The organism is Pseudomonas sp. GM55, assembly GCF_000282395.1.
Classification (GTDB): domain Bacteria; phylum Pseudomonadota; class Gammaproteobacteria; order Pseudomonadales; family Pseudomonadaceae; genus Aquipseudomonas; species Aquipseudomonas fluorescens_CC.
Genome location: NZ_AKJJ01000107.1, coordinates 45,606 through 72,139 on the forward strand (window position 1 = coordinate 45,606; position 26,534 = coordinate 72,139).

The 26,534-nt window shown below is 60.6% G+C and carries 26 protein-coding genes; 12 read left to right on the plus strand and 14 right to left on the minus strand.

All coding sequences use genetic code 11. From position 1 onward, the window contains the following. The first annotated feature begins 1 nt into the window (after nucleotide 1). Both selD and mnmH read left to right on the plus strand, forming a co-directional pair. Complete coding sequence (selD, locus tag PMI31_RS24265; RefSeq protein ID WP_008021692.1) at nucleotides 2–1,036, plus strand: selenide, water dikinase SelD; 1,035 nt, start codon at nucleotides 2–4, stop codon at nucleotides 1,034–1,036. Beyond that, nucleotides 1,036–2,139, plus strand: a complete 1,104-nt coding sequence (gene mnmH / locus PMI31_RS24270) for a tRNA 2-selenouridine(34) synthase MnmH (RefSeq protein ID WP_008021694.1) — start codon at nucleotides 1,036–1,038, stop codon at nucleotides 2,137–2,139. Before selD ends, mnmH begins: the two co-directional genes overlap by 1 nt. Nucleotides 2,140–2,277: 138 nt before the next feature. Here mnmH and PMI31_RS24275 read toward each other — a convergent pair whose 3' ends face one another. Then, entirely contained in the window at nucleotides 2,278–2,949 is a 672-nt protein-coding gene (locus tag PMI31_RS24275; protein WP_008021696.1) for a hypothetical protein, read from the minus strand. Nucleotides 2,950–3,317: 368 nt separating this feature from the next. On the opposite strand from PMI31_RS24275, the gene PMI31_RS24280 reads away from it, so the two are divergent. Further along, entirely contained in the window at nucleotides 3,318–4,028 is a 711-nt protein-coding gene (locus tag PMI31_RS24280) for a glutathione S-transferase family protein (RefSeq protein WP_008021698.1), read from the plus strand. A 125-nt stretch (nucleotides 4,029–4,153) separates the two neighbouring features. Beyond that, on the plus strand, nucleotides 4,154–5,128 hold the full coding sequence (gene hemB / locus PMI31_RS24285; RefSeq protein WP_008021700.1) for a porphobilinogen synthase: 975 nt from the start codon (nucleotides 4,154–4,156) through the stop codon (nucleotides 5,126–5,128). Between the two features lie 118 nt (nucleotides 5,129–5,246). On the opposite strand, the gene PMI31_RS24290 is transcribed toward hemB, so the two are convergent. Beyond that, nucleotides 5,247–6,782 carry an FAD-dependent oxidoreductase gene (locus tag PMI31_RS24290; RefSeq protein ID WP_008021702.1) on the minus strand — a complete coding sequence of 512 codons (1,536 nt, stop codon included), beginning with the start codon at nucleotides 6,780–6,782 and terminating at the stop codon, nucleotides 5,247–5,249. 137 nt (nucleotides 6,783–6,919) lie between these two features. Between PMI31_RS24290 and PMI31_RS24295 the strand changes: the two genes are divergently transcribed. Beyond that, entirely contained in the window at nucleotides 6,920–8,014 is a 1,095-nt protein-coding gene (locus tag PMI31_RS24295) for a DUF1615 domain-containing protein (RefSeq protein WP_008021704.1), read from the plus strand. Nucleotides 8,015–8,090: 76 nt separating this feature from the next. Here PMI31_RS24295 and PMI31_RS24300 read toward each other — a convergent pair whose 3' ends face one another. Further along, nucleotides 8,091–8,570, minus strand: a complete 480-nt coding sequence (locus tag PMI31_RS24300) for a hypothetical protein (RefSeq protein WP_008021706.1) — start codon at nucleotides 8,568–8,570, stop codon at nucleotides 8,091–8,093. 261 nt (nucleotides 8,571–8,831) lie between these two features. On the opposite strand from PMI31_RS24300, the gene PMI31_RS24305 reads away from it, so the two are divergent. Then, complete coding sequence (locus PMI31_RS24305) at nucleotides 8,832–9,455, plus strand: glutathione S-transferase (RefSeq protein WP_008021708.1); 624 nt, start codon at nucleotides 8,832–8,834, stop codon at nucleotides 9,453–9,455. 28 nt (nucleotides 9,456–9,483) lie between these two features. Here PMI31_RS24305 and PMI31_RS24310 read toward each other — a convergent pair whose 3' ends face one another. After that, complete coding sequence (locus PMI31_RS24310; protein WP_008021710.1) at nucleotides 9,484–9,924, minus strand: CBS domain-containing protein; 441 nt, start codon at nucleotides 9,922–9,924, stop codon at nucleotides 9,484–9,486. 343 nt (nucleotides 9,925–10,267) lie between these two features. Between PMI31_RS24310 and PMI31_RS24315 the strand changes: the two genes are divergently transcribed. Further along, nucleotides 10,268–12,628, plus strand: coding sequence for a DNA polymerase II (locus tag PMI31_RS24315; RefSeq protein ID WP_162130445.1), 2,361 nt, complete (start codon nucleotides 10,268–10,270; stop codon nucleotides 12,626–12,628). Here PMI31_RS24315 and PMI31_RS24320 read toward each other — a convergent pair. Together PMI31_RS24320 and PMI31_RS24325 are read right to left on the minus strand one after the other, a co-directional pair. After that, complete coding sequence (locus tag PMI31_RS24320) at nucleotides 12,593–13,063, minus strand: DUF1810 domain-containing protein (RefSeq protein WP_008021713.1); 471 nt, start codon at nucleotides 13,061–13,063, stop codon at nucleotides 12,593–12,595. The two genes, PMI31_RS24315 and PMI31_RS24320, sit on opposite strands and share 36 nt — an antisense overlap. A 29-nt stretch (nucleotides 13,064–13,092) precedes the next feature. Then, nucleotides 13,093–13,914: an aldo/keto reductase gene (locus tag PMI31_RS24325; RefSeq protein ID WP_008021715.1), complete on the minus strand. Its 822-nt coding sequence runs from the start codon at nucleotides 13,912–13,914 to the stop codon at nucleotides 13,093–13,095. A 239-nt stretch (nucleotides 13,915–14,153) separates the two neighbouring features. Between PMI31_RS24325 and PMI31_RS24330 the strand changes: the two genes are divergently transcribed. Beyond that, nucleotides 14,154–14,939, plus strand: a complete 786-nt coding sequence (locus tag PMI31_RS24330) for a sulfite exporter TauE/SafE family protein (protein ID WP_008021717.1) — start codon at nucleotides 14,154–14,156, stop codon at nucleotides 14,937–14,939. A 20-nt stretch (nucleotides 14,940–14,959) separates the two neighbouring features. Here the strand turns inward: PMI31_RS24330 and PMI31_RS24335 are convergent, their stop codons facing one another. Continuing rightward, a complete protein-coding gene (locus PMI31_RS24335; protein WP_008021720.1) occupies nucleotides 14,960–15,328 on the minus strand; it encodes a VOC family protein in 369 nt (122 codons plus the stop codon). A 172-nt stretch (nucleotides 15,329–15,500) separates the two neighbouring features. On the opposite strand from PMI31_RS24335, the gene PMI31_RS24340 reads away from it, so the two are divergent. Then, nucleotides 15,501–16,061 (plus strand): DUF4174 domain-containing protein, encoded by a 561-nt coding sequence (locus tag PMI31_RS24340; RefSeq protein WP_008021722.1) that lies wholly within the window; start codon nucleotides 15,501–15,503, stop codon nucleotides 16,059–16,061. Nucleotides 16,062–16,101: 40 nt separating this feature from the next. Here the strand turns inward: PMI31_RS24340 and ampC are convergent, their stop codons facing one another. The 3 genes from ampC to PMI31_RS24355 form a co-directional block, all read right to left on the minus strand. After that, nucleotides 16,102–17,256: a class C beta-lactamase gene (gene ampC, locus PMI31_RS24345; RefSeq protein WP_443217035.1), complete on the minus strand. Its 1,155-nt coding sequence runs from the start codon at nucleotides 17,254–17,256 to the stop codon at nucleotides 16,102–16,104. A gap of 97 nt (nucleotides 17,257–17,353) precedes the next feature. Then, complete coding sequence (gudD, locus tag PMI31_RS24350) at nucleotides 17,354–18,697, minus strand: glucarate dehydratase (protein ID WP_008021726.1); 1,344 nt, start codon at nucleotides 18,695–18,697, stop codon at nucleotides 17,354–17,356. Nucleotides 18,698–18,721: 24 nt separating this feature from the next. Next, complete coding sequence (locus PMI31_RS24355; protein WP_008021728.1) at nucleotides 18,722–20,068, minus strand: MFS transporter; 1,347 nt, start codon at nucleotides 20,066–20,068, stop codon at nucleotides 18,722–18,724. A 280-nt stretch (nucleotides 20,069–20,348) separates the two neighbouring features. Here PMI31_RS24355 and PMI31_RS24360 point away from each other — a divergent pair, with 280 nt between their 5' ends. Next, nucleotides 20,349–21,059: a FadR/GntR family transcriptional regulator gene (locus PMI31_RS24360; protein WP_008021730.1), complete on the plus strand. Its 711-nt coding sequence runs from the start codon at nucleotides 20,349–20,351 to the stop codon at nucleotides 21,057–21,059. 146 nt (nucleotides 21,060–21,205) lie between these two features. Here the strand turns inward: PMI31_RS24360 and PMI31_RS24365 are convergent, their stop codons facing one another. Continuing rightward, nucleotides 21,206–22,117 (minus strand): DMT family transporter, encoded by a 912-nt coding sequence (locus tag PMI31_RS24365; protein WP_008021732.1) that lies wholly within the window; start codon nucleotides 22,115–22,117, stop codon nucleotides 21,206–21,208. Between the two features lie 96 nt (nucleotides 22,118–22,213). Between PMI31_RS24365 and PMI31_RS24370 the strand changes: the two genes are divergently transcribed. Next, nucleotides 22,214–23,077 carry a LysR family transcriptional regulator gene (locus PMI31_RS24370; protein ID WP_008021735.1) on the plus strand — a complete coding sequence of 288 codons (864 nt, stop codon included), beginning with the start codon at nucleotides 22,214–22,216 and terminating at the stop codon, nucleotides 23,075–23,077. A gap of 112 nt (nucleotides 23,078–23,189) precedes the next feature. Here the strand turns inward: PMI31_RS24370 and trhP are convergent, their stop codons facing one another. Next, nucleotides 23,190–24,515 carry a prephenate-dependent tRNA uridine(34) hydroxylase TrhP gene (gene trhP / locus PMI31_RS24375; RefSeq protein ID WP_008021737.1) on the minus strand — a complete coding sequence of 442 codons (1,326 nt, stop codon included), beginning with the start codon at nucleotides 24,513–24,515 and terminating at the stop codon, nucleotides 23,190–23,192. A 160-nt stretch (nucleotides 24,516–24,675) separates the two neighbouring features. Here trhP and PMI31_RS24380 point away from each other — a divergent pair, with 160 nt between their 5' ends. Continuing rightward, nucleotides 24,676–25,737 carry an AI-2E family transporter gene (locus PMI31_RS24380; protein ID WP_008021738.1) on the plus strand — a complete coding sequence of 354 codons (1,062 nt, stop codon included), beginning with the start codon at nucleotides 24,676–24,678 and terminating at the stop codon, nucleotides 25,735–25,737. Here the strand turns inward: PMI31_RS24380 and PMI31_RS24385 are convergent. After that, a complete protein-coding gene (locus PMI31_RS24385) occupies nucleotides 25,734–25,925 on the minus strand; it encodes a hypothetical protein (protein WP_008021740.1) in 192 nt (63 codons plus the stop codon). The genes PMI31_RS24380 and PMI31_RS24385 overlap by 4 nt on opposite strands. A 115-nt stretch (nucleotides 25,926–26,040) precedes the next feature. Continuing rightward, nucleotides 26,041–26,235 carry a hypothetical protein gene (locus PMI31_RS24390; protein ID WP_007988042.1) on the minus strand — a complete coding sequence of 65 codons (195 nt, stop codon included), beginning with the start codon at nucleotides 26,233–26,235 and terminating at the stop codon, nucleotides 26,041–26,043. Nucleotides 26,236–26,534: the final 299 nt, after the last annotated feature.

Sequence of the window (26,534 nt, forward strand, 5' to 3'; positions counted from 1 at the left end):
CATGAGCGAGCCGATTCGCCTGACCCAATACAGCCACGGCGCTGGATGCGGTTGCAAGATTTCCCCCCAAGTGCTGGAAGTGATCCTGGCCGGCAGCGGGGCGCAGAACCTCGACCCGAAACTCTGGGTCGGTAACGCCTCACGCGACGACGCGGCGGTGTATGCCATCGACGAAGAGCGCGGAGTGGTCTCGACCACGGACTTTTTCATGCCGATCGTCGACGATCCCTTCGATTTCGGTCGAATTGCCGCCACCAATGCCATCAGTGACATCTATGCGATGGGCGGCGATCCGTTGATGGCGATTGCGATTCTGGGCTGGCCGGTGAACGTGCTGGCCCCGGAAATTGCCCGGGAAGTGATACGCGGCGGCCGTTCGGTGTGCGATGAGGCGGGCATCCCGCTGGCAGGTGGGCACTCCATCGACGCACCAGAACCGATCTTTGGCCTGGCCGTCACCGGTCTGGTGGAAAAGCGCCACATGAAGCGCAACGACACTGCCACGGCCGGTTGCCTGCTCTATCTCACCAAGCCCTTGGGCATCGGCATCCTTACGACGGCGGAGAAAAAGGGCAAGTTGCGCCATGCCGACATCGGCCTGGCCCGGGACTGGATGTGCACCCTGAACAAACCCGGCAGCCGTTTCGGCAAGCTCGACGGCGTAACCGCGATGACCGATGTCACCGGTTTCGGCCTGCTCGGGCACCTGGTGGAAATGGCCGATGGCAGCCAGCTCACGGCGCGTATCGAATATGACCGCGTACCGCGCTTGCCGGGTGTCGAGTATTACCTCGAACAGGGCTGCGTACCGGGCGGTACGCTGCGCAATTTCGACAGCTACGCCAGCAAGCTCGGGCGGCTTCAGGAACTGCACAAACGCGTGCTTTGCGATCCGCAGACCAGCGGCGGCCTGCTGATTGCCGTAACGCCGCAAGGCAACGAGCAGTTTCTCTCGGTGGCCGCCGAACTGGGCCTGAGCCTGGAACCGATCGGTGAACTGGTCGAGCGACAGAGCAACGCGGTCGAGGTGATTTGATGTCTGTGGACTGCACCGATTACCGCGACATTTTCCTCAACGACCGGCCCATGATGGACACCCGCGCGCCTGTCGAATTCAACAAGGGCGCGTTTCCCGGTGTGGTCAACCTGCCGTTGATGAATGACCTTGAACGCCAACGGGTCGGCACGTGCTACAAGCAGCATGGCCAGCAGGCGGCCATCGTTCTGGGGCATCAACTGGTGTCGGGCGTGGTCAAGGCCGAACGCATCCAGGCCTGGGCCGATTTTGCCCGGGCGCATCCGCATGGCCTGCTGTATTGCTTTCGCGGCGGCCTGCGCTCGCAGATAGTCCAGCAATGGCTCAAGGACGAGGCGGGCATCGATTACCCACGGGTGGGCGGCGGCTACAAGGCCATGCGTACCTTTTTGCTGGACACCCTCGATCAAGCCTTGACCCAGTGCGATTTCGTCCTGTTGGGCGGCATGACCGGCACTGGCAAGACCGAAGTGCTCAAGCAATTGGGCAACAGCGTGGACCTTGAAGGTCATGCCAACCATCGCGGCTCCAGTTTCGGCAAGCGAGCCACGGGCCAGCCATCGAATATCGACTTCGAAAACCGTTTAGCCGTGGATGTGCTGAAAAAACGCGCCAGGGGCATCGAGCAGTTCGTATTGGAAGACGAAAGCCGCGCGGTGGGCAGTTGTGCGTTGCCATTGCCGCTGTACCAGGGCATGCAGCAGTTTCCGATGGTGTGGCTGGAAGACAGCCTGGAAGGTCGGGTCGAGCGGATCCTGCGCGATTACGTGGTGGATTTATGCGCAGAATTCATCGACGTGCATGGCGAGGAGGGCTTTGCGCTGTTTTCCGAACGGTTGCTGGCGAGCCTGAACAATGTGCAGAAACGCCTGGGTGGCGAACGTCATCGGCGCATGCTGGTTTTGATGGAAGAGGCGTTGGCGGAGCAGGCCCGCAGTGGCGCGGTGGATCTGCACCGCGGCTGGATCGAAGGGTTGCTGCGCGAGTATTACGATCCGATGTACGCGTTTCAGCGGGAGAAGAAAGACGCACGGATCGAGTTTGCCGGGGAGCGGGGGGCGGTTCTCGAGTATCTGCGCGAGCGGGGCAGCCAGAAAGGTTGAGGGTGTTTTTACTGGCCCTTTCGCGAGCAGGCTCGCTCCCACACTGGATCTGCGCCGCACACAAAACCTGTGCTCACCGAAGATTTACTGTGGGAGCGAGCCTGCTCGCGAAGGGGGCTGATCAAGCAATGCGCAACCTCAGGTCGGGCAAGTCTGCGAGCCATTGTTCAGGCCTTGCTTGTAGACATTACTCTGCAAACTGGCCTTGCCGTTGTGCCAGGTCAGGGTGAGCACATACAGCGAGTCATAATCGCTGGATTCCCAGTCTTGCATGAGGGTCATTTTCTTGCCGGTGGCCTCGCCGGCCACCGTGTTGATCAGCTCCGGCAGGTAGCCGTGTGACCAGGCGGTGTAGATGACCGAGTTGTGATACTTGTCGTGAAGCAGTTCTTCGGCCAGGTCACTGGTGTCATTGGCGGAAAAATTGATGTTCACCGGCAGGCCCAGCTTGATGGCGCTGGGGCTGATGGTCATCAGGGGACGGATGTAACTGTAGGAGTTGTCGAACTCGCCTTCCTCGACGTTACGGGTCGGGTTCGCCGCAAACACATAGTTGGCCTTGCCAAACTTTTCCGGCAGCAGTGTCGCCAGGTCGATGGCGCGGTTGAGTCCCTGGCAATTGAGCTGCCCCAGGCCGCCGGCGGGTTTTTCCCCGTGGCGCAGGAAGACCAGCGTCTGGGTGCCATCCATCGGTTGGGCGCGGCTCAGGCCGGGCTCCAGCGACAGAAACACCGCGCCGACCGCCAACAAAATGGGCAGCAGCAGGTAGGCGCGATGTTTGAAGCGTCTGGCAAATTTGAACAGGTTCATGAATAAAGGGATCTTCAGCGTAGTTCGGTTAAGGCTGACAAACCTTTACACCACGATTGTCCTGTGTCGAGTGTTTTCCATGTCATTGAAGGCGGTCCGTTTTCAAAGGGGTGGTGCTCAGAGTCCCCTGAACCCGTTTGGTTCGATTCCGGCCGAGAGCGCAGCAATGTACCGGTAACCTTTAACGGTTTGCAGTGAAGGTTATCGACAGGATGTTGCAGAGTTATGGATACGCTACACCTGATGGCGTTGAAACAGTCGTGATCTCTTTTGATCTCTTCTATCAGCGAGATTAATGGCTGCAAGGGGTCGTTGAGCCGCTATCTCCATTATGATCGTCACTCTCAATGTCTTCGTGGATCCAGCCCATGACCGATTTGTCCGCATTCCCCATCACCCGCAAATGGCCTGCCCAATACCCGGAGTGGATTCAGCTGTACTCCTTGCCGACCCCCAACGGCGTCAAGGTCTCGATCATGCTCGAAGAGATCGGCCTGCCGTATGAACCTCACCGGGTAGGCTTCGACACCAACGACCAGATGTCCCCGGAATTTCTTTCCCTCAATCCCAACAACAAGATCCCGGCGATCCTCGACCCTCACGGTCCGGACGACCGGCCTCTGGCGCTGTTCGAGTCGGGCGCGATCCTGATCTACCTGGCCGACAAGAGCGGACAACTGCTGGCCCAGGAATCGGCGGCGCGCTACGAGACGATTCAGTGGCTGATGTTCCAGATGGGCGGCATTGGTCCGATGTTCGGCCAACTCGGGTTTTTCAACAAGTTCGCCGGCAAGGACTACGAAGACAAGCGTCCCCGTGACCGATACGTCGAGGAAAGCAAACGCCTGCTCAGTGTGCTCAATGGTCGCCTTGAAGGGCGTGACTGGATCATGGGCGAGCGCTACACCATTGCCGACATCGCCACCTTCCCGTGGGTGCGCAATCTGATCGGCTTCTATGAAGCCGGCGATCTGGTGGGCATTCAGAACTTCCCTAACGTCACGCGGGTGCTGGAACGCTTCCTGGCGCGGCCGGCGGTAGTCCGCGGGTTGCAGATTCCAAACCCGGTCGCCGGTTGAAACCATCCCTGTAGGAGCTGGCTTGCCAGCGAAAGCGGTGGGTCAGCCATATAGATCTGCCTGACACGACGCCTTCGCTGGCAAGCCAGCTCCTACATCTCGTCCTCTGAAATTCAGGAATACCCATGTCCAGTCAGTTCCCCGAAGCACGCCCACGCCGTCTGCGCCGCAATGCGAGCCTGCGCAGCCTGTTCCAGGAGACCGAGTTCAGCCTGAACGATCTGGTGCTGCCGATTTTCGTCGAGGAAGAAATCGACGACTTCGTGCCGATCAAGAGCATGCCCGGCGTGATGCGTATTCCCGAGTCGAAGCTGGCCGGCGAGATCGAGCGCTACGCCCGTGCCGGAATCAAGTCGGTGATGACCTTCGGTGTGTCCCATCACCTGGACAGCAGCGGCAGCGACACCTGGCGCGATGACGGCCTGGTCTCGCGCATGTCGCGCATTGCCAAGGACGCTGTACCGGAAATGATCGTGATGTCCGACACTTGCTTTTGCGAGTACACCGACCACGGCCATTGTGGCGTGTTGCACAACCATGAAGTCGACAACGACCAGACCCTGATCAACCTCGGCAGGCAAGCGGTGGCGGCGGCCCGTGCCGGTGCCGATGTGATCGCCCCCTCGGCGGCGATGGACGGGCAGGTCCAGGCGATTCGCCGGGCCCTCGATGATGCCGGTTTTACCCAGACAGCGATCATGGCCTATTCGACCAAATTCGCCTCGGCTCTCTATGGTCCGTTCCGCGAGGCGGGCGGCAGTGCGCTCAAGGGCGACCGCAAAAGCTACCAGATGAACCCGATGAACCGCCGCGAAGCGGTGCGCGAATCGTTGCTCGACGAACAGGAAGGCGCCGATGCATTGATGGTCAAGCCGGCCGGTGCGTACCTGGACATCATCCGCGACATTCGCGAAGCCTCGCGCCTGCCGCTGTCGGCGTATCAGGTGAGCGGTGAGTACGCGATGATCAAGTTTGCCGCCCAGGCCGGGGCCATCGATGAAGACCGCGTGGTCCGCGAGAGCCTGGGGGCGATCAAGCGTGCCGGGGCAGACCTGATCTTTACTTACTTTGCGATGGATCTGGCGCTGGCGGGGATCTAAGGAACACCACATTCCCCTGTAGGAGCCGGCTTGCCGGCGAAGGCGTCTGCATGGGTTATGGCATGCCTCATGACCGCCTTCGCTGGCAAGCCAGCTCCTACAGGGGGCTTGTGTTGAATCAGGGCGCTCCGAAAAACGGCCGGATGCCGTGATCATGCAAGTACCGTTCGATCACTTTCGGGTCCGAGCAGGTCTCGGCAATCGCCACATAGGTATCGGGCCGTAACAGGTAAAACCCGTTGCGCCCCAGTCCAGCCGCTTCGAACGCCGGTCGCCAGTCGAACACATGCAGCGGCAGATGGTGCTCGTGACACCAGGCAATCATCTCGTCGCTGGTGTCGCCATAGACATGCACTTGCCAGGTCAGGTACTTGAGCGACTCGAAATTATCCCCTTCACCGTCATGGGCCCAGGGCAGGCGATCACCGCCATGCACCTGCCCGGCAATGCCTGCACTCAATGGCATGCCCCGATAATTCAGGGTGATCTGTGACACCGTGCGAAACAGGAACTCGCGGGAGGTTTCGAACGAGGCTATTTTCGGTATCAAGAGCGGTGCCAGGCGTGTCCGCAGCAAATCGGCCATCCGCCCCTCGGCGGTGATGAAGTTGAATACCCGGTCAGTGGTGGCCACCAGTCTGCGGGCGAAGGCGATGCGTTCGATTTCATAGGTGTCGAGCAATCTGGCCTCGGCAGCACCGCTCAACACGGCCGCCAGTTTCCAGGCCAGGTTGATGGCATCGCCAATCCCGGTGTTCATGCCCTGACCGCCTGCCGGACTGTGCACATGGGCGGCATCACCCAGCAAAAACGCCCGGTCTTTGCGGAAGTGATCCGCCACCCGATGATGCACGCGATAGGTCGAAAACCAGTTCAGTTGCTCGATCTTCACCTTCATGTGCTCGATGGCCCGGCTGCTGACGTCCTCGAAGCACAGGGTCTCGGCGTGTTCGGCGCGCTCGTCGCGCACCGTGCCGATCAGACGGGCACGACCACTGTCTCCCAGTGGGAACACGGCGAGGAAGTCCGCCTCGTCGAGGTCCACATGCAGTTCGCCGTTGAATGTCGGGCCGCTGGCCTGCACGTCGGCGACGTAGAAAATCTGCTGGTAGGTGCCACCGGGAAATCCGGTATCCAGGGTCTTGCGCACAATCGACCGCGCACCGTCGCACCCGGCCAGGTAACAGGCCTGGCAGATTTCCTGTTGACCATCGGGCAGGTGCAGCGTGGCCGTGATGCCGTCTGCGGTTTGCTCGAAGCCTGCCAGTTCAGTGTTGCGTTCCACCGTAATGCCGAAGGCTTCCAGGCGCTCGATCAGCAGCCGTTCGTGTTCGTCCTGCGGGAAAATCTCGAGAAACGAATAGGGGGTCAGGCCCTCACCGATCTGAGACAGGGGCAGGCGCGCCACGGGCTCACCCTTGACCCAGAAGTTGCCGGCCACCACCCGATGGCCGTTTTGCACCACGGCATCGTCCAGTCCGAGCTGGCGATACAACTCCAGCGTCCGTGCCTGGACGGCCAGCGCCCGGGACGTGGTGCCGGGGGCGGAGGTTTTGTCGACAATCCGCACGCGCACGCCCAGTTTGCTCAGCCACAACGCCAGGACCAGTCCGGTCGGGCCGGCGCCGATGATCAACACGTCGCTGCGGTGCATGAGCCTGTCCTCCTCGCTACGTGGATAAAGTATGGTCCAGTCGGGGAGGGCAGCCACCATCGGACTACCGCGGCCGTAGCCGCTGGCATGCCATTGGTCGTATGGTTGGCCCCGACCAACGGATCAGATGGAACGACATGCAAGCCAATCGATTGATTTCAAGCATCGCCGCCTTGCTGGTACTGGCCGGTTGCGGTAGCCAGCGAACCCAGGAGCCGGCGGCGCGCAGTCCGGCCGAAGTGAAGGCCGAGATTGTGCGTTTGCTGCCGGCTAAAGCGGCCGATCCTCAGGGTTGGGCCACGGATATCCAGGTGGCGTTTACCGCGCAAGACATCTCGCCGACCACGCAAAACCTGTGCTCGGTGCTGGCCGTGACTGAGCAGGAGTCGACTTTTCAGGTCGATCCGAGCGTACCGGGGCTGGGCAAGATCGCCCGCGACGAGATCGACCGTCGCGCGGCCAAGGCGCACATTCCAGGCCTGCTGGTGAGCGGAGCGTTAAAGCTCGATTCGCCCAATGGCAAAAGCTACAGCGAGCGCCTGAATGCCGCGCGTAGCGAAAAGGAGCTGAGCGCTATTTTCGACGATTTCATCGGCATGGTACCGATGGGCAAAAAACTGTTCGGTGGCTTCAACCCGGTGCATACCGGCGGGCCGATGCAGGTCGCGATTGATTTTGCCGAGCAGCAGGCCAAGGGCTATCCATACCCGGTGAAGGGCTCGATTCGCCATGAAGTGTTTACTCGGCGCGGCGGCATGTATTTCGGCATCGCGCATCTGCTTGGCTATCCGGCGAGCTATCCACAGCCGCTGTACCGCTTTGCGGACTTCAACGCGGGTTGGTACGCCAGCCGCAATGCCGCGTTTCAGAATGCGGTCAGCCGAGCATCCGGTATCCCGTTGGCGCTGGATGGCGATCTGGTGAACTACGGTTCGATCATGCCCGGCACCACGGAGCTGGCCGTGCGTACCCTTGGCAAGCAACTGGACATGCGCAATCCGACGATCCGGGAGCAACTGGAGGAGGGGAAAACCCTGGCGTTCGAAGACAGCAAACTCTATCGGCGGGTCTTCGAGTTGGCCGAACGGGCCGAGGGTCGGCCGTTACCCCGTGAAGTATTGCCGGGGATCGTGCTGCAAAGCCCGAAAATCACCCGCAAACTCACCACCGCGTGGTTCGCCAAGCGGGTCGATGAGCGTTACCAGCGCTGCATGACGCGGGCGGGGAAGTAATCGTGGCGTGAAAAAGCGTAAAAAACCCGGCGGGTGAGGCCGGGTTTTCGTTGAGTCCTGCGGTAAAGCACTGCATTCAGACAGCGCGGCTTTCGATCAGGCGATCCGAGCCGCCTTCGGCGACGCGGTTCTGCAGCAGCTTGTCCGAACCGCCTTCAGCAACACGGTTCTGCAGGAGCTTGTCCGAACCGCCTTCAGCAACACGGTTCTGCAGGAGCTTGTCGGAACCACCTTCAGCAACACGGTTCTGCAGCAGCTTATCGGAGCCACCTTCGGCCACGCGGTTTTGCAGCAGTTTGTCGGAGCCGCCCTCGGCAACGCGGTTTTGCAGCAGTTTGTCGGAGCCACCTTCGGCCACACGTTTTTCCAGCAGGCGATCCGAACCACCTTCGGCCACACGATTCTCGATCAGGCGATCGGAACCACCCTCGGCCACACGGCTTTCAATCAGACGATCCGAGCCGCCTTCAGCGACCACAGGTTGCGCGGAAGTAGCGGCGAAAGCGTTAACTGCGAAAACCGAGAAAGCAATGCTGAGGAGGGTCTGGCGTTTCATGATGGTGTGCTCCGGGGTGCTGATGGGTGGGTATGGAGCAGATGTTACGCCGTGGATTTTTTAAGAGAACTTCATTGAGGTGATGGTGAACATCGACGGCAATGATAGGTGCGACGCCATACCTGTTGTGAGCGTGATGGTGCGATCGTCGGACGGTCGCTGTGTGGCGGGTGGCGGCTTCTACACTGGATAGCTGGCGTGTTCGTCTGCCGGGACGGTTGATGAGGCGCCGCAGAGATCGCGGTGTACAAGGAGACGTTCATGTACCAGCTCTACGGTTATCGGAACTCCGGGGCGGCGGCCATCGAGGCTGCCCTTGAACTCTGTGATATTGCTTATCGCTTCATCGATGTCGAGACGTCTGCAGAGGCGGCCCAGGCGCTGGAGAAACTCAATCCGCTCAAACAGATTCCGACCTTGCAGCTACCCGATGGCGGCGTGCTGACCGAGAGTGCGGCGATCCTGATCCACCTCGGGCTGTCCTTCCCCGCATCGGGATTGTTGCCGCAAGATCCGGCCGAGCGGGACCAGGCCATTCGTGGCCTGGCCTACATCGTCAGCAATTGCTATGCGGCCATCGGCATCATTGACTACCCCGAACGCTGGCTGGCCGAGGCGGATGAGTCGTCCAGGCAGAACCTCATGACGGGAGCCCGCCGGCGACTGCACTGGAGTTGGGAGGTGTTTGCCGATCAGTTCTCGGGCGAGCTGTATCTGGGCAACGAGAAGCCAGGGGCCCTGGATGTGCTGGCGGCGGTGATCTCGCGATGGGCGGGCAGTCGGGAGCATTTGCGCAATGCCCGGCCGGGTTTTTTCGCCTGGCTGGATCGCATCGACCGCCACCCGGCACTGGCACCGGTGTTCGCCCGGCATTGGCCGGCCTGAACACAGGTGGAATGCAAAGTGTCCGGACTTATTCCCCGCGAATATACTGTTCCAGCTGGCGAATCAGTTCAGCCTGTTCGGCGATGGCTTCCTTGACCAGGTCGCCGATCGACAGCAGGCCGATCAATTTGCCATTTTCCACCACCGGCAAGTGACGAAGGCGCTTATCGGACATGATGCCCAGGCAGGTATCCACGGTTTGATGGGTGTCGACGGTAATCACCGGCGACACCATGATGTCGCGCACCGGCGTGCCCACCGAAGAGCGGCCGTGCAGCACCAGTTTGCGCGCATAGTCCCGTTCGCTGATGATGCCCAGCACTTCATCATTGTCCACCACCAGCAAGGCGCCGACGTTTTTCTCGGCCATCTTCATCAGCGCCTCAAGCACCATGTGATCGGGTTTGATCTGATGCACTTCCTGATTCTTCTGATCTTTGAGCTTGAGCAGTTGGGCGACGGTTTTCATGGTGGTTACTCGGGTGTTGTCGTTGTCCTTGAAGAATCGTAGACACAAGCGTTCAGGGCAAGGGCGAAAGCGGCAGATAACACGCAAAAAACGTCATTTGGCGGTTTTTCTTCGGCAAACACTCATTTCAGGCCAATAGATTACCTGTGGGAGCGGGTTTGTCCCGGGCGGCGTTCCGACGATGGCGGCCAGATATTCAACATGGATGTCGGCAGTAATGGCCTCTTCGCGGGCAAGCCCGCTCCCACAGGATTGATGTTGACCGCTGATACCGGCGGTAAACGCGCTATCCCGACGGATGACGGGTAGAATCCCCCTCTGAATCAACGTTGAGGTTGCAGTGGTGGATCTACAGCAGGGCTTCGTCCTGACCCGGCATTGGCGCGATACCCCGGCCGGTACGGAAGTCGAGTTCTGGCTGGCGACCGACAGCGGTCCCCGGCGCATCCGCCTGCCGCATCAACCGTCAGTGGCGTTCATCCCTGCCGAGCAGCGTCAGCCGGCCGAAAGCCTTTTGCATGACGAGAAGAACGTCGAGCTCAGGCCCCTGGCCCTGCAGGATTTCGAACATCGCCCGGTCCTCGGACTTTACTGCCAGCAACATGGCCAGTTGATCCGCCTGGAAACCGCGCTGCGCCGGGCCGGTGTCGAGGTGTTCGAAGCCGACGTGCGGCCGCCGGAACGCTACATGATGGAACGCTTCATCACTGCGCCGGTGCGCTTCAGTGGCACACCGAATGCCGAGGGGTTGCTGCTCGACGCACAGATGAAACCTGATCCCGGCTACCGGCCGAGCCTCAAACTGGTGTCACTGGACATCGAGACCACGGCCCAGGGCGAGTTGTATTCCATCGCCCTGGAAGGCTGCGGCGAACGTCAGGTGTACATGCTCGGTCCGCCCAATGGCGACGATAGCCAGGTGGATTTCCTGCTCGAATACTGCGATTCGCGGACCCTGTTGCTGAAAAAGCTCAACGAATGGTTTGCCCGGTTCGACCCCGATGCGATCATCGGCTGGAACGTCGTGCAATTCGACTTGCGGGTGCTTCACGAACACGCCCGGCGCCTGGCGGTGCCGTTGAAACTGGGGCGTGGCGGCGAGGAAATGCAGTGGCGCGAACACGGCAGCGGCAACCACTACTTCGCTTCTGCGGCTGGCCGCCTGATCATCGACGGTATCGAGGCCCTGCGTTCGGCGACCTGGAGTTTCCCCTCGTTCAGCCTGGAAAACGTCGCGCAAACCTTGCTCGGCGAGGGCAAGTCCATCGACAACCCGTACCAGCGCATGGACGAAATCAATCGCATGTTCGCCGAGGACAAACCGTCTCTGGCCAAATACAACCTCAAGGACTGCGAGCTGGTCACACGGATTTTCGCCAAAACCGAGTTGCTCACCTTCCTGCTGGAGCGGGCCAGCGTCACCGGTTTGCCGGCCGATCGCATGGGCGGTTCGGTGGCGGCGTTCACGCACCTGTATATGCCGCTGATGCACCGTCAGGGGTTCGTTGCACCGAACCTCGGCGGCAAGCCCCCCGAAGCCAGCCCGGGCGGTTTTGTCATGGATTCGCAACCGGGGCTGTATGAATCGGTGCTGGTGCTCGACTACAAAAGCCTCTATCCGTCGATCATCCGGACCTTCCTGATTGACCCCGTAGGGCTGATTGAAGGGCTCAAGCATCCGGACGACAGCGAGTCGGTGCCGGGGTTTCGCGGTGCGCGCTTTTCTCGCACCCGGCATTGCCTGCCATCCATCGTCGCCCGGGTGGCCGAAGGCCGGGAAGCCGCCAAGCGTGAGCAAAACGCTCCGCTGTCCCAGGCGCTGAAAATCATCATGAACGCCTTCTACGGTGTGCTCGGCTCCAGCGGTTGTCGCTTCTTCGACACGCGCCTGGCGTCGTCCATCACCTTGCGCGGGCACGAGATCATGCTGCGCACCCGCCAGTTGATCGAGGCCCAGGGGCATGCAGTGATTTACGGCGACACCGATTCGACGTTCGTCTGGCTGCGTCGCGCCCATGGCCAGCAGGAGGCCGCGCAGATCGGCCAGGCGCTGGTGGCGCACGTCAATCAGTGGTGGCGCGAGCATGTGCAGCAGGAGTACGGCTTGCAAAGCGTTCTTGAACTGCAGTTCGAAACCCACTACAAGCGCTTCCTGATGCCGACCATCCGCGGCGCCGAAGAAGGCAGTAAAAAGCGCTACGCCGGACTGGTCACCCGTGCCGATGGCAGCGACGAAATGGTCTACAAAGGCCTGGAAACCGTGCGCACCGACTGGTCGTTGCTGGCCCGGCAATTCCAGCAAGAGCTCTATTCGCTGATCTTCCTGCGCAAGCCCTATCAGGATTATGTGCGTGACTACGTGCGCAAGACCCTGGCCGGCGAATTCGATGACCGGCTGATCTACCGCAAACGCCTGCGCCGCAGCCTCGACGACTATCAGCGTAACGTACCGCCCCATGTACGCGCGGCGCGCCTGGCCGACGAGTACAACGACCGGCAGGGTCGCCCGCGGCAATACCAGAACGGCGGCTGGATCAGCTATATGATCACCGTCGCCGGCCCTGAACCGCTGGAAGTGCGTAGCGCGCCCATCGATTACGACCACTACATCACCCGGCAACTGCAACCGGTGGCGGACGCGATACTGCCGTTTGTCGACGACGACTTCTCAACCCTGATTGGGGGGCAACTGGGCCTGTTTTGAGTCCAGCAGCGACAAGGTCCAGTCATCCAGGATGCCGTGGAAGTACTGGTTCAAGGCTTGCTGGAAAAGGCTGTCGTCGGCGGCGACCTGGGCAAACAGGGTCATCGAGGAATGAAACTTCAGGTCGTCGGGATGACCGAAAATCCCGGCCACCGAACGCTCCCGGATGTTCAGCACTTCCTGGGTGCAGGTGCGTAGCCGGGCGCCCAGCAACGGATGCTCAAGGTAGGCCAGGGCTTCCTCCCGCGAGTGGATGGCATAGCGACGCGACATCTCGCTGTCGCCGAGCCCGGCAAACTGCGGAAAGATGAACCACATCCAGTGACTGCGCTTGTGCCCGTTGTTCAGCTCGGTTTGAACCCGGTCGAATACCGGGTCCTGAGCCTGGAGAAAGCGTTGCAGATTGAACGGGTCCAGGTGGTCGGTGCTTCTCATGGCGAAGCTCTCTGACTGACTGCGGTGGTTCAGACCATGGCCAGCCGCTGTTTGCGTTGTGGCGCGTGAAACGCTTGGTCCAGCGCCTCCAGATCCCCGGCTTCAAGCTGCAATCGGGCGGCTTGGGCGTTGAGCTGCACATGCTCGGGGCGGATCGCTTTGGGGATGGCGATCACGTCGTCCTGACGCAGAATCCATGCCAGCGCCACTTGTGCTGGCGTCACGTCGTGTCGGGCGGCCACCTGTTCGAGGGTGGCGTTGGCGAGCATTTCTCCACCCTGGCCGATCGGGCAGTAAGCCATGACTGGCATCCGCCGCTGTTGACTCCAGGGTAACAAGTCAAATTCTATGCCACGCTGTTCCAGATTGTAGAGCACCTGATTGGTGGCACAGGCCGGGGCGTTCAGTTCCCGCATGTCATCGAGGTCGAAATTGGATACGCCCCAACGACCGATCTTGCCGGCTTCGCGCAGGCGCTCAAAGGCGTCGACAGTTTCTTCCAGAGGATACTGGCCGCGCCAATGCAGCAAATACAGGTCGATATACTCGGTGCCAAGCCTGCGCAGGCTTCGCTCGCACGCCTGGGGAATGCCCTGGCGGCTGGCGTTGTGCGGGTACACCTTGCTGACCACAAAGACGCTGTCGCGCCGGCCGGCGATGGCATCGCGGACCACTTCCTCGGCGCCGCCTTCAGCGTACATTTCAGCGGTGTCGATCAGGGTCATGCCCAGTTCGATGCCCAGGCGCAGCGCCGCGACTTCTTCCTTGTGTCGAGAGTGGTCTTCGCCCATCTGCCAGGTCCCCTGCCCGATAACCGGGACCCTGGCGCCAGCCAACTCAAGCGTGCGCATGCAAACCTCCTTCATGAATGTCGATGGTCAATCCAATGGGCAGCAGAATAGTCCATCGGTTCCCCCGCCGCGCTCGCGAAGTCGGAATGTCAGTCGACATTGATACCAACTGATACACGGCTATCGCGGGCAAGCTCGCTCCTGCAGGCATAAAGATAGATCGCATCGATATAACTGGTTATAAGAAATATCGCTATGCTGCGGGCCAGATTTCCCCTGCGATCTTTGTGGAAGTATTCATGGATTTAGTGAACATCGGGTTGGTCGTCGCCGGGCTGGTTGTCGGCTTCATCGTCGGCATGACGGGCGTGGGTGGCGGGTCGCTCATGACGCCGATCCTGCTATGGTTCGGCATCAACCCGGCGACCGCGGTCGGTACCGATCTGCTGTACGCCGCCATCACCAAATCCAGCGGTGTACTGGTTCACCGAAAGAACAACAACATCGACTGGGCGATTACCGGCTGGCTGACCCTGGGCAGTGTGCCTGCGGTGGCGTTGACGCTGTGGTTTCTCAGCACCCTGCACAGCGCCCCCGAGGCGATGAACGCGATCATCAAGCAGGCCCTCGGTTTTGTGTTGTTCGCCACGGCACTGGCGATCCTGTTCAAGAAGCGCCTGCTCGACTTTGCCCACAAGCGTGCGGGTGGCCACTACAACCCCAGCGGATTGCGCCTGAATGCGATGACGGTCGTCACCGGGCTGGTCCTTGGCACCATGGTCGCGCTGACGTCCATCGGCGCCGGTGCACTGGGCACTGTGGCACTGTTCATTCTCTATCCGATGCTACCGACCCGCCGCCTGGTGGGGACTGAAATCGCTCACGCCGTGCCGCTGACCCTGGTCGCGGGCCTTGGCCATGCCAGCATGGGCAACATGGATTGGCACGTCCTGGGTTACTTGCTGGTGGGGTCGTTGCCGGGGATTTACCTGGGCAGCCACCTGACTGGGCGCATCTCCGACGAACTGCTGCGCCCTTGCCTGGCGACCATGCTGTTGTTGATCGGTTACAAACTGGCGTTCTGATCCGAGCCGCCACGCCAGCTTCATTCGCGGGTGAATATCTCCAGCAGATGCCCGTCCGGGTCATCGAAATACACCCGCCGCCCTCCCGCGTAATCATTGATCTCCCTCAGTTGCTGCTTGCACGGGTCGGCCCACCACGGCTGACCGTTGGCTTGCAGGCGTGCGAAGGCCGCATCGAAGTCCTCGTCGCCAATCAGGAATGCGTAGTGCTGAGACGCTATCGGCGGGTCGTTGTCGTAGAAATCCAGTGACACGCCGTTATCGAATTTGACGATCAGCATGGGCCCGAAGGGCTGCGGGGCGGGCAGGCCAAGGAGCCCGGTCAGGAAATTCGCCGAAACCTGCTTGTCCCGGCACCAGACGATGGTGTGGTTCAACTGGGCACTCATGGGCAAGTCCTCACGACGGATCAGGCGGGTTGTCATGAGTCTTCAGATTAGCTCAGCCTGTTGCGCTATGACCGCCCTGACCTAAGCTTGGGACAAGGCGAAAAACATTTGCGGTACGTCGATCGCCGCGATGCGCAATCATTAGAGCGTGGATATCAAAAAGGAGATGCGCATGCTCATCAGGTCACTGACCCTGGCTACTTTGCTGGCGATTGCCGGCCCCTTGTTCGCCACCGATGGCGACTCACCGCTGGACATGGAAAAGGGCAGGGCCCGGCCACTGATTGTCATTGCTCCGAGCACAGTCGATCCGACCTGGGTCAGCCTGAAAAAGTCGCTGGACGAGCCGGCCAATCGCAAGGGATTCACCGACCGCAACCTGGTGCTCTACACGGTGCTCAACCTGATGGGCCAGCGCGACGGCAAGGACCTCGGGCCACAAGACACGGCGGCGCTGATCCGCTCGCTCAAGCTGGGTGCCGGCGCCAGGACCAAAGTGATTCTGGTTGGCAAGGACGGCGAAAAGAAACTTGAACAATCGGACGCCATCAAGCTGGATGAAATCTTCAGCGCTGTCGATCAGCTGCCGGCGGCCGAGAAAGAATTCACGGCGACCGTGGCCGCTCCCGTCGCTGAAGCCGAGCCGGCGGTCAAAGGCACCAAGGCCGGGAAAAACAGTAAACCGGCGAAATCCGCCAAACCCGCCAAACCGCCTGAAATGCCGGATGATTGATCCGGCACTGAATGCTGGTGGTGAGCAGGCAGATCAGGAACTATTGGGGAAGGGCACTCAAAATCTGATGAGCAATCTTCACCCGCTCTGCATTGGGATAATTCTTGTTGGCCAGAATCACAATGCCGATGTCCTTCGATGGCACGAACGCCACGTAAGCCCCAAAGCCGCCGGTTGAACCTGTCTTGTTGATCAGTACGTTCTCCGGCTGCGTTTGCGGCGGGTTCAGCCACTGGACTGTATGCGCCTCCATGGCCATCGGCGTGGCGTTGCCGTCCAGCAAATGATCCAGTGTGATCGGGTAGCGATACATCTCCCAACCGAGGCCCTGGATCATGTTGCCTACGGTGTAGTAACCGCTGTGAGTCAAGGCGATGCCTTGCTGCAATGGCTTTTCCAGAGACGCCGGTTTCATGTTTGCGTCAACATAGGCCAGCAAGTCCGAGGCGCTGGTTTTCACCCCATACGCCTCGGAATCCAGCGCGCCGGGACTGACCCGTACCGGCTTGCCGTCCTTGTTGTAGCCCTGGGCGTACAGCGCCATCTGATCCTGCGGCACATGCACATAGGTGTGCTGCAAGCCGAGTTTCGGCAGCAGGGTTTTCTCCATCAGCTCATCAAACGGCTGGCCCATGCTGTGGGCGGCGAGGTAGCCGAACAGGCCGAGGCTGGGGTTCGAATATAATCGGTGGCTGCCTGGGGCGTAGAGCGGTTTCCATTGTTTGTAGTAGCCGAGCATCTTGTCGGCCGAATCATATTCAGCAGGAAATTGCAGCGGCAGGCCGCCAGCGCTGTAGGTGCCCAGTTGCAGCACGCTGATGTGGTCGAAAGCGCTGCCGTGCAGGGCCGGCAGGATCTGGCTGGCCTTGTCCGACAGCGACAGCTTGCCCGTGGCCTGGGCGTAGGCGGCAAGGGTGGCGGTGAAGGTTTTGCTGACGGAGCCGATTTCGAACAGGGTGTCTTGCGTGACGGGGTTGCCGGTTTCTTTCGAGGCGACGCCATAGTTGAAGTAATGCGCCTGGCCGTTGACGGTGACCGCCACGGCCATGCCCTGAATGCCCTCGGCTTGCATCACCGGTTGTACAGCCGCGTTCACCACCGTCTCGATTTGATCCTGTGCAGCGCACTGGCCCGAGGCGAGCAGCGCCATGCAAGCCGCGATCGTTTTCAGTGTGTCCATGTTGGTTTCATCCATCGTCGATTCAGTTGCGCGCCATTTTAGGGGGTTAAGCGCTATGCTCCGAGCGCTTTTTAAACCGGCCGCCAACAGGCGGCCACGCGCAACTGCCGTTTCAACGCACCAGGCACGGCCGCTTGTTGTCGAACTTCCAGCCGGGAATCAGGAACTGCATCGCCACGCTGTCATCCCGGGCGCCCAGGCCCATGCCTTTGTACAGTTCATGAGCTTTGGCGACCTGATCCATGTCCAGTTCGACCCCCAGCCCCGGTTTCTGCGGCACCTGCACACAGCCGTCGACGATTTGCAGCGGGGCCTTGGTCAGGCGCTGACCGTCCTGCCAGATCCAGTGGGTGTCGATGGCGGTGATCTCGCCCGGCGCGGCCGCCGCGACATGGGTGAACATCGCCAGGGAGATGTCGAAGTGGTTGTTGGAGTGCGAACCCCAGGTCAGACCCCATTCGTGGCACAGCTGCGCCACGCGCACTGAACCCTGCATGGTCCAGAAGTGCGGGTCGGCCAGGGGAATGTCGACCGACTGCAACTGGATCGCGTGGCCCATCTCCCGCCAGTCGGTGGCGATCATGTTGGTCGCGGTTTTCAGGCCGGTGGCTCGGCGGAACTCAGCCATGACTTCGCGTCCCGAGTAACCGTTTTCTGCCCCGCACGGGTCTTCGGCATAGGCCAGGACGCGATGCTGATCGCGGCACAGGCGGATGGCCTCTTTCAGTGACCAGGCACCATTTGGATCAAGGGTGATGCGCGCCTCGGGGAAACGTTCGGCGAGGGCCGTGACCGCTTCGATTTCGGCATCGCCGCTGAGCACGCCGCCCTTGAGTTTGAAATCCTTGAAGCCGTAACGGGCATGGGCTGCCTCCGCCAGTCGGACCACCGCCTCGGCGGTCATGGCTTTTTCGTGACGCACGCGGAACCAGTCGTTGTCGGCGTCTGGCTCGCTGCGGTAGGCGAGGTCCGTTTCGCTTCGATCACCGACATAAAACAGATAGCCAAGCATCTTCACTTCATCGCGCTGTTGACCTTCGCCGAGCAGGGCGGCCACCGGCACGTCCAGGTGCTGGCCGAGTAGATCGAGCAGTGCGGCTTCCAGGCCGGTGACCGCATGGATGGTGATGCGCAGGTCGAAGGTCTGTAGACCTCGGCCACCGGCATCGCGATCGGCGAAGGTCTGGCGTACCTGATTGAGAATCTTCTGCCAGGTGCCGATCGGGCTGCCGACCACCAGGCTGCGCGCGTCTTCGAGGGTCTGGCGAATGCGCTCGCCCCCCGGCACTTCGCCGACGCCCGTGTGGCCGGCATTGTCCTTGAGGATCACGATATTGCGGGTGAAAAACGGGCCGTGGGCGCCGCTCAGGTTGAGCAGCATGCCATCGTGGCCAGCGACCGGAACCACTTGCATGCTGGTGATGATCGGGGCTTTTGCGGTGTCTTGTGCGTTCATTTTGCAATCCTTGAAAAGCGCAATTCAGGCGTGATTGGGCATGGGTTTGCCCTGCGCCACGGCAGGTACGGATTTTGGTGTGTTGCGGGCGGCAAACACGATGATGGCGGCGATGATCGAGGTCGCGGCCAGGCCGTACAGCCCGCCCTGGATGGAGCCGGTGTGTTCTTCGAGCAGGCCGAAGGTGGTCGGTGCGACGAAGCCGCCGAGGTTGCCCACCGAGTTGATCAGCGCGATGACGCCAGCGGCGATGCGTGCATCCAGATAGGCCTGGGGAATCGGCCAGAAACACGATGACGCCGATTTGAAACCCAGTGCGGCAAAGCAGATTGCCACGAAAGCGAAGATCGGCCCTCCGGTGGTGGACATGAACATCCCGGCAGCGGCGATCAGCAGGGCCACGGCGACCCAGGCTTGCTGATGCTTCCATCTGGCTGACAGCGATGCGAAGGCGTACATGCCGACAATCGACAGCAACCACGGAATCGAGTTGAACAGCCCGACCTGGATGTCACTAAGGTCGCCCATCTTCTTGATGATGCTCGGCAGCCAGAAGGTTGCGGCGTAGATGGTCAGCTGGATAAAGAAGTAGATCAGGCAGAACAGGATGATCTGACGATCCTTGAGCAATTTGCTCAGTGACGGCTTGATCGGCGTAGCGGCTTCGCGGGCCAGCTGTTCGTCGTCGATGGCCTTGACCAACGCATCCTGCTCCTCACGGCTCAGCCATTTGGCGTCGTGGGGCCTGGAGTCCAGCCAGAACCAGACGAACACGCACAACCCTACCGAGAACATGCCCTCGATGAAATACATCCATTGCCAGCCGTGCAGGCCCAGCCCTTCGATTTGCAGGAGCAAACCGGACAACGGGCCGGAGATCAGCGAGGCGACCGCCGAGCCACTGAGGAAAATGGCAATCGCCTTGCCACGCTCCGCGCCGGGCAACCAGCGGGTGAAGTAGTAGATCACCCCGGGGAAGAACCCGGCTTCGGCCACGCCCAGCAGAAAACGCAGGATGTAGAAGTGGGTTTCGTTCTGGATGAAGGCCATGCCTGCGGCGACCAGGCCCCAGGTCAGCATGATGCGGGTCAGCCAGATACGCGCGCCGACTTTTTGCAGAAGGATGTTGGAGGGCACTTCGAACAGGGCATAACCGATGAAGAACAGACCGGCACCCAGGCCATAGGCGGCAGCGCCAATACCCAGGTCGTGTTCCATGTGGGCGCGGACGAAGCCGATGTTCACGCGGTCAATGTAATTGACGATGAACATGATGACGAACAGCGGCAAGACGTGACGTTTGACTTTGGCGATGGCGGACTTCAGCACTGAACTGGCGTCGTCGTGCATCCCGGAGATGGATGTATTCACTGCGTTTTCTCCCACTCGTTATTTTTATGCGGGGTAAGGCTGGGTGTTGCGTTGTTGCTAGACATCATACAACCAGATTTTTTCATCGCGCAACCACGTTTACCCAACAAAATAGCGAGTATTCAGAGGGTTTTTATTCAGATGGTGATGCCTTGTGGCCCAGTTAGTGACTGAATATGGGCTTGATGTTGAGTGTTGTCATACAAGTTTGGCGAGATTTTTCAGGATTCCCGTCAGGCGCGGTGCTACGATTCGATAGCCCTGATTTCCGGACACTCTCATGCAAGAAGACCTCGAAGTACCCGCCCGCAAACGCAGCCATAACCTGGCCCATGACCTGGTGGAGAAACTGACCCAGCGCATCCTGCTCGGCCAGATGTTGCCCGGCGACAAGTTGCCATCGGAGAACACCATCGTTCAGGAGCACGGGGTCAGTCGTACGGTGGTGCGTGAGGCGATCTCCAAGTTGCAGGCCTCGGGGCTGGTGGAAACCCGGCACGGCATTGGCACCTTTGTGATCGAGCGCGCACCGGAGCAGGGGCTGCGGCTGAATGTCGATACGGCGTTGGGGGTGCGCAGCATTCTGGAGTTGCGCATGGGCCTGGAAACCCAGGCGGCCGCGCTGGCGGCAACTCGCCGTACCGATCTGCAACTGGTGCAGATGCGTGAGGCTCTGGATGACTATCAAAGCCTGCTGGCCAACAACGACAGCTGTGTCGAAGCGGACCGGCGTTTTCATCTGCTGATCGCCGAAGCCACCGGTAATCTGTGTTTCACCGAAATCATGCAGCACCTGGGCAGTGCCATGATCCCGCGCACCCGGGTCAATGCCGCCGAGCGTGGTGCAGTGGACTTGAGCAAGCTCGGCGAGTTGGCCAACCTCGAGCACGAGGCGATCCTCAATGCCATCAAGCGCCAGGACCCGGACGCGGCGCGGGCGGCCATGTGGCTGCACCTGACCAACAGTCGCGACCGGTTTTCGCCCAGTTGATGGTCAGTGATACCGAGTCATCGTTCTTCGCGGGCAAGCCCGCTCCCACAGGGTTTTATGTTTGCCGCAGTTCTTGAGCACACCTCAGAACCTGTGGGAGCGGGCTTGCCCGCGATGGCGTCCGACCAGAAGGCGCAAAGCACGGATCAGACCCGAGCAACCTGAGCAATGACCACCCGCCGCTCCAGATTCAACGCCAGCACACTCGCCAACACCACCAACCCGCCAACCACGATCATCAGCGTCGGCCGTTCGCCGAGCGCATAAGACGCAATCACCATCGCCGTCGGCGGCGTCAGATACAGGGTCATCGTCGCCCGACTCAAATCGACATGCGCCAGTACATAGGCCCAGGCCAGGTACGCCAGGGCACTCGGGAAAATCCCCAGGGTGAACACTGCGAACTGCACGTGCAGCGGCGCCTGGGCGACCTGATCCATAAGACCGGGCAGATAAATCAACAACAGCACCGTCCCGGACCACACCGTGTAGCACACCAGCGTCAGCCCGTCGTAACGCCCGGTGTGATGTTTTTGCAGGGCGAAGTAGAGGCTCCAGGACACCGCCGCCAGCAGGATCAGCAAGCCGTGGGCATCGAGGCTGCCCAGGCCATGATCGCCCGCCACCACAATCATCACGCCAAACAACCCGAGCAGCACACAACCCCAGCGCCACAGGCTCACCTGGTCCTTGAACACGAAGCGCGCGATCAGTGTGCTGAACAGCGGCGTGGTCTGGGCCAGGACGCTCGAAGCGCCAGCGCTGACACCCTGCTGCCCGAAGTTGATCGCCACGTGGTGCAGGCTCACGGCAAAGAAGCCCAGGCCGAACATCAGTGGTAAATCTCGCAGGCTGGGCAGGCGGATGCCCTTGAATATCGCGACCACGGCCATGAACGCGGAGGCCAGCAGGAAGCGCAGGAGTGCCAGGTGCACGGGGTCGTAAGCCTGCAAACCGATATGTATGCCGGTTGGGGAGTATCCCCAGCACGCTACGACAAACGCCATGGCCAGGATGATTTTCCAGGGTGAAACGGGGGAGGGTGTGAGCGGCGTCATGGTCGTGCACCTGTGGGTGGATGCACCGAGTATCAGAAAGCGCATCGTTCGCCACAACTGACTTATACTGCGCAAACCGTTCACTTTGGGTGATGTATGGAGCTGGCACAGATTCGCATGTTCAAGACCGTGGCCGAGGTCGGCAGCATCGCCCGTGCAGCCGAGGTGCTGCATTGCGTGCCGTCGAACATCACGGCACGGATCAAGGCCCTTGAGGCCGAACTGGGTGTCGCGCTGTTCCTGCGCGAAGGGCGAGGGCTGCGTATCAGCCCGTCGGGGCAGACCTTCCTGGCCTACGCCTTGAAAATCCTTGCCCTCACCGCCGAGGCCAAACGCGCGGTCGACCCTTCGGCCGAACCCTCCGGCCCGCTGCGCATTGGGGCCATCGAGTCGTCGGCCACCGGGCGTCTGCCACGTCTGCTGGCGAAATTCCACAAGCGTTTCCCGCAGGTGGCGCTGGAGCTGACCACCGGCACCTGGGCCCAGTTGCTCGACGACACGCTCAATCACAAACTCGACGGCGCAATCGTGGCGGTGGATGTCGAGCGTTCGCATCTCAAGCGCACGCCGATGTACCGCGAAGACTTGCTGCTGATCGCCTCGACATCCCTCGGACCGCTGCGCGACGTGACGGACCTGCAGGACAAGACCATGTTCCTTTGGCCCCAGGGCTGTCCGTACCGGGCGGCGATGGAGCATTGGTTATTGCGCAACGGGTTGTCGTTGCCGATTGTCAGCCTGGCCAGCTATGGCGCGATTGTCGGTTGCGTCAGCGCCGGTGCCGGTGTAGCGCTGGTGACTAAAGGGGTATTCGATCAATACGCCAAGGGCGCCGGGTGCGTGGCGTTCGAGTTTCCCGAATTGACGGCAATCGAGAGCCTGTTTTACTGGCACGAAAACGCCGGGGTTCACCCGGCGCGAGAGGCGTTTGTGGCGATGCTCCGTGAGGAATTCGCCTGACTGTAGGAGCTGGCTTGCCAGCGAAGACGGCGGCACATCCAGCATTGATGTGACTGACACACCCCCTTCGCGGGCAAGCCCGCTCCTACAGGGTTGTGTGTGTATTTGAAGATCAGTTCACAGCCACATCCCGCATCAACAACCCAAACTCCAGGTCCACCGCATCCGGTATCGGCAAGTACACGGTGTGTCCGTCGCCCGGCGCAACGTCGATCGCTTCACCCTTGGCGTTTTGCAACTGATGCAGATCGAAGTGGAAGTTGCCCTTGGGCGTCATCAGTTCCATGTGGTCGCCCAGGCCGAAGCGGTTCTTCACCTTGACTTCGGCCAGGCGATCCTGGCGCCGCCCGGTCAATTCACCGACAAACTGTTGTCGCTCCGACACTGAACTGCCGTTCTGGTAGTTCTGGTATTCGTCATGCACATGCCGACGCAGAAAACCTTCGGTGTAACCGCGCTGGGCGAGGGATTCCAGGTCGGTCATCAGGCCGCGGTCGAAGGCCCGGCCCGCCACCGCGTCGTCGATGGCCCGGCGATAAACCTGGGTAGTGCGCGCGCAATAGAAGTGGGATTTGGTCCGGCCTTCGATTTTCAGGGAGTGCACACCCATGTGCGTCAGACGTTCGACGTGCTGCACGGCGCGCAGGTCCTTGGCGTTCATGATGTAAGTGCCGTGCTCGTCTTCGAAGGCGGGCATCTGTTCGCCGGGACGATTGGCTTCCTGCAGCAGGAACACCTGATCGGTGGGCGCGCCGATGCCCAGGGTCGGCTCGGGTTCGAATGTCCGGACGATCTCGCCGAGCTGGTTTTCCGTGGCCGGCTGCGCCGAGTATTTCCAGCGACAGGCGTTGGTGCAGGTGCCCTGATTGGCATCGCGCCGGTTCATGTAGCCCGACAACAGGCAGCGCCCGGAATAGGCCATGCACAATGCGCCGTGCACGAACACTTCCAGCTCCATGGCCGGCACTTGCTGGTGAATCTCGGCGATTTCCTCCAGCGACAGCTCCCGCGACAGGATGATCCGGCTCAAGCCTTGCTGCCGCCAGAACTCGACACTGGCCCAGTTCACCGTATTGGCCTGCACCGAAAGGTGGACCGGCATCCGCGGATAGTGCCGGCGCACCAGCATGATCAGGCCGGGGTCGGACATGATCAGCGCATCCGGGGCCATGGCGATCACCGGATCCAGGTCCTTGAGGAAGGTCTTGAGCTTGGCGTTGTGCGGCGCGATGTTCACCACCACGTAGAAGCGTTTGCCCTGAGCATGTGCTTCGCGAATGCCAAGGGCCAGGTTGGCGTGGTCGAATTCGTTGTTGCGCACCCGCAGGCTGTAGCGCGGCTGGCCGGCGTACACGGCATCGGCGCCGTAAGCGAAGGCGTAACGCATGTTTTTCAGGGTGCCGGCGGGGGCGAGCAGTTCTGGCGCGGTAAGGTTCATGGCTGTGTCGGTCACAAAAGCCGGCTAGGGTAAATGCCCCGTGCCAGGGATTTATTGACCTGGATCCATGCTTGCTCAACAAAACGATGGCACTCGCGCGAGCCGCAGCGGACTAAACATCAGGGCGGAAGTTTTTCGTCCTGGCTGGCACGGAACGGACATGAACGAAACGACCCCGCAAGACAAATCGCTGACGGTTTTGCTGGTGCTGGTGAGCGCTGCCTTCATCTGGATCCTGCTGCCGTTTTACGGTGCGGTGTTCTGGGCGGTGATCCTCGGCATCGTCTTTGCGCCACTGCAGCGCCGACTGCAACTGAAGTTCGGCTGGCAACGCAACCTCACGTCGCTGTGTACATTGAGCATTTGCCTGGTGATTGCGATTCTGCCGGTGATCATCACCAGTGCCTTGCTGGTCCAGGAGAGTGTGTCGCTCTACAAAAGCGTCGAGAGCGGCGAACTCGACATCGCCGGGCACGTATTGCAGTTCAAGCACAGCCTGCCGCCGTATTTCCAGCACCTGCTGGATCGTTTCGGCGTGGGCGAGTTGAACGGGCTGCGCGAGAGAATCGTCAAAAGCGCGATGACCGGCGGGCAGGTGCTGGCCTCTCAGGCGTTCAGTTTCGGCCAAGGCACGTTCGAGTTCATCGTTAGTTTCTTCATCATGCTGTACCTGCTGTTCTTCTTCCTGCGTGACGGTGCGGAACTGGCGCGCAAGGTGCGTGCGGCGGTGCCATTGCAGGAACAGCAGAAACGCCGTTTGCAGCTCAAGTTCAATCGTGTAGTGCGGGCCACGGTGAAGGGCAACCTGCTGGTGGCCATCACGCAAGGCGTGCTGGGTGGTCTGATTTTCTGGTTTCTGGACATTCCCAGCGTGTTGCTCTGGGCAGTGTTGATGGCGTTTCTGTCACTACTGCCGGCGGTGGGGGCGGGAATAGTCTGGGCGCCGGTGGCGGTGTTTTTCCTGCTCACCGGGGCGATCTGGCAGGGCGTGGTGCTGGGGCTGTTCGGGATCTTCGTGATCGGGCTGGTGGATAACCTGCTCAGACCGTTGCTCGTGGGCAAGGACACCAGGATGCCGGACTACATGATCCTGATCTCGACCCTCGGCGGCCTGGCGATTTTCGGTTTGAACGGCTTTGTCATCGGGCCGTTGATCGCGGCCCTGTTCATGTCGAGCTGGGACATTTTCATCGAAACCAAACCGCGGGTGCAGCTGCCTTAGGCGCTGAACCTGCCGGACTGGCCGGTACCGATGCGTTGCGACAGTGCCTGGGCGGCGGGCAGCGAAGTGAGCGGACCGCTGATCTGCACGCCATCCTGCACCAGATACCAGCAGGCGAGCATGCCCATCTCTCTGAGTTGTGCGGGGACGGCGCTGCCGATAACGGACATGATCTGAACCTGGGACATGAAAAGTACCTCCATCAATCTGTGGAGCTACTTTAAGGTCCGGGTGCCTTGAGGGGTAATCAACGCTTTCGATAGTGGTCATTGATGCCAGTGGGGGCAAACGACCGTTGGTCGGTCAGCTGACCACCTGATCGAGCATATGAACCACTTCCTGCTCGTTGAGCAGGCCCTTGCGCACCAGGTTTTGCGTCAGCAGCGAGAGAAACTTGGCGCTGCGATGACCTTCCAGGTGCTTGAGTTCGGTCAGTGCGTTGTAGACCTTGCTGGAGGTGCACAGACCGACGATGCGGTGCGGGTTTTGCGTTGGCATGTGGTCGTCCTTGTTGTTATCAACCTGTTATCGACGGACAGCCCCGAGCTTGCGGAACTGTCATGACAAAAATATGACCGTTGTTCGCCGCACGGCAGAAAACGGGTCAGTCCATCATTGCCAATTTCCACCACGCGCACTGTCCCGATAGCGACCTTGGCGAGATTTTTCCAGACCTGCACCGACCAACGGGCATAAAAAAGGTTCTTCACGCAATCCCGGGAAACACAGATGACGCAATACCTGTAGGAGCCGGCTTGCTGGCGATGGACTCAAGTGCGCCGCGTTTATCCGGTTCA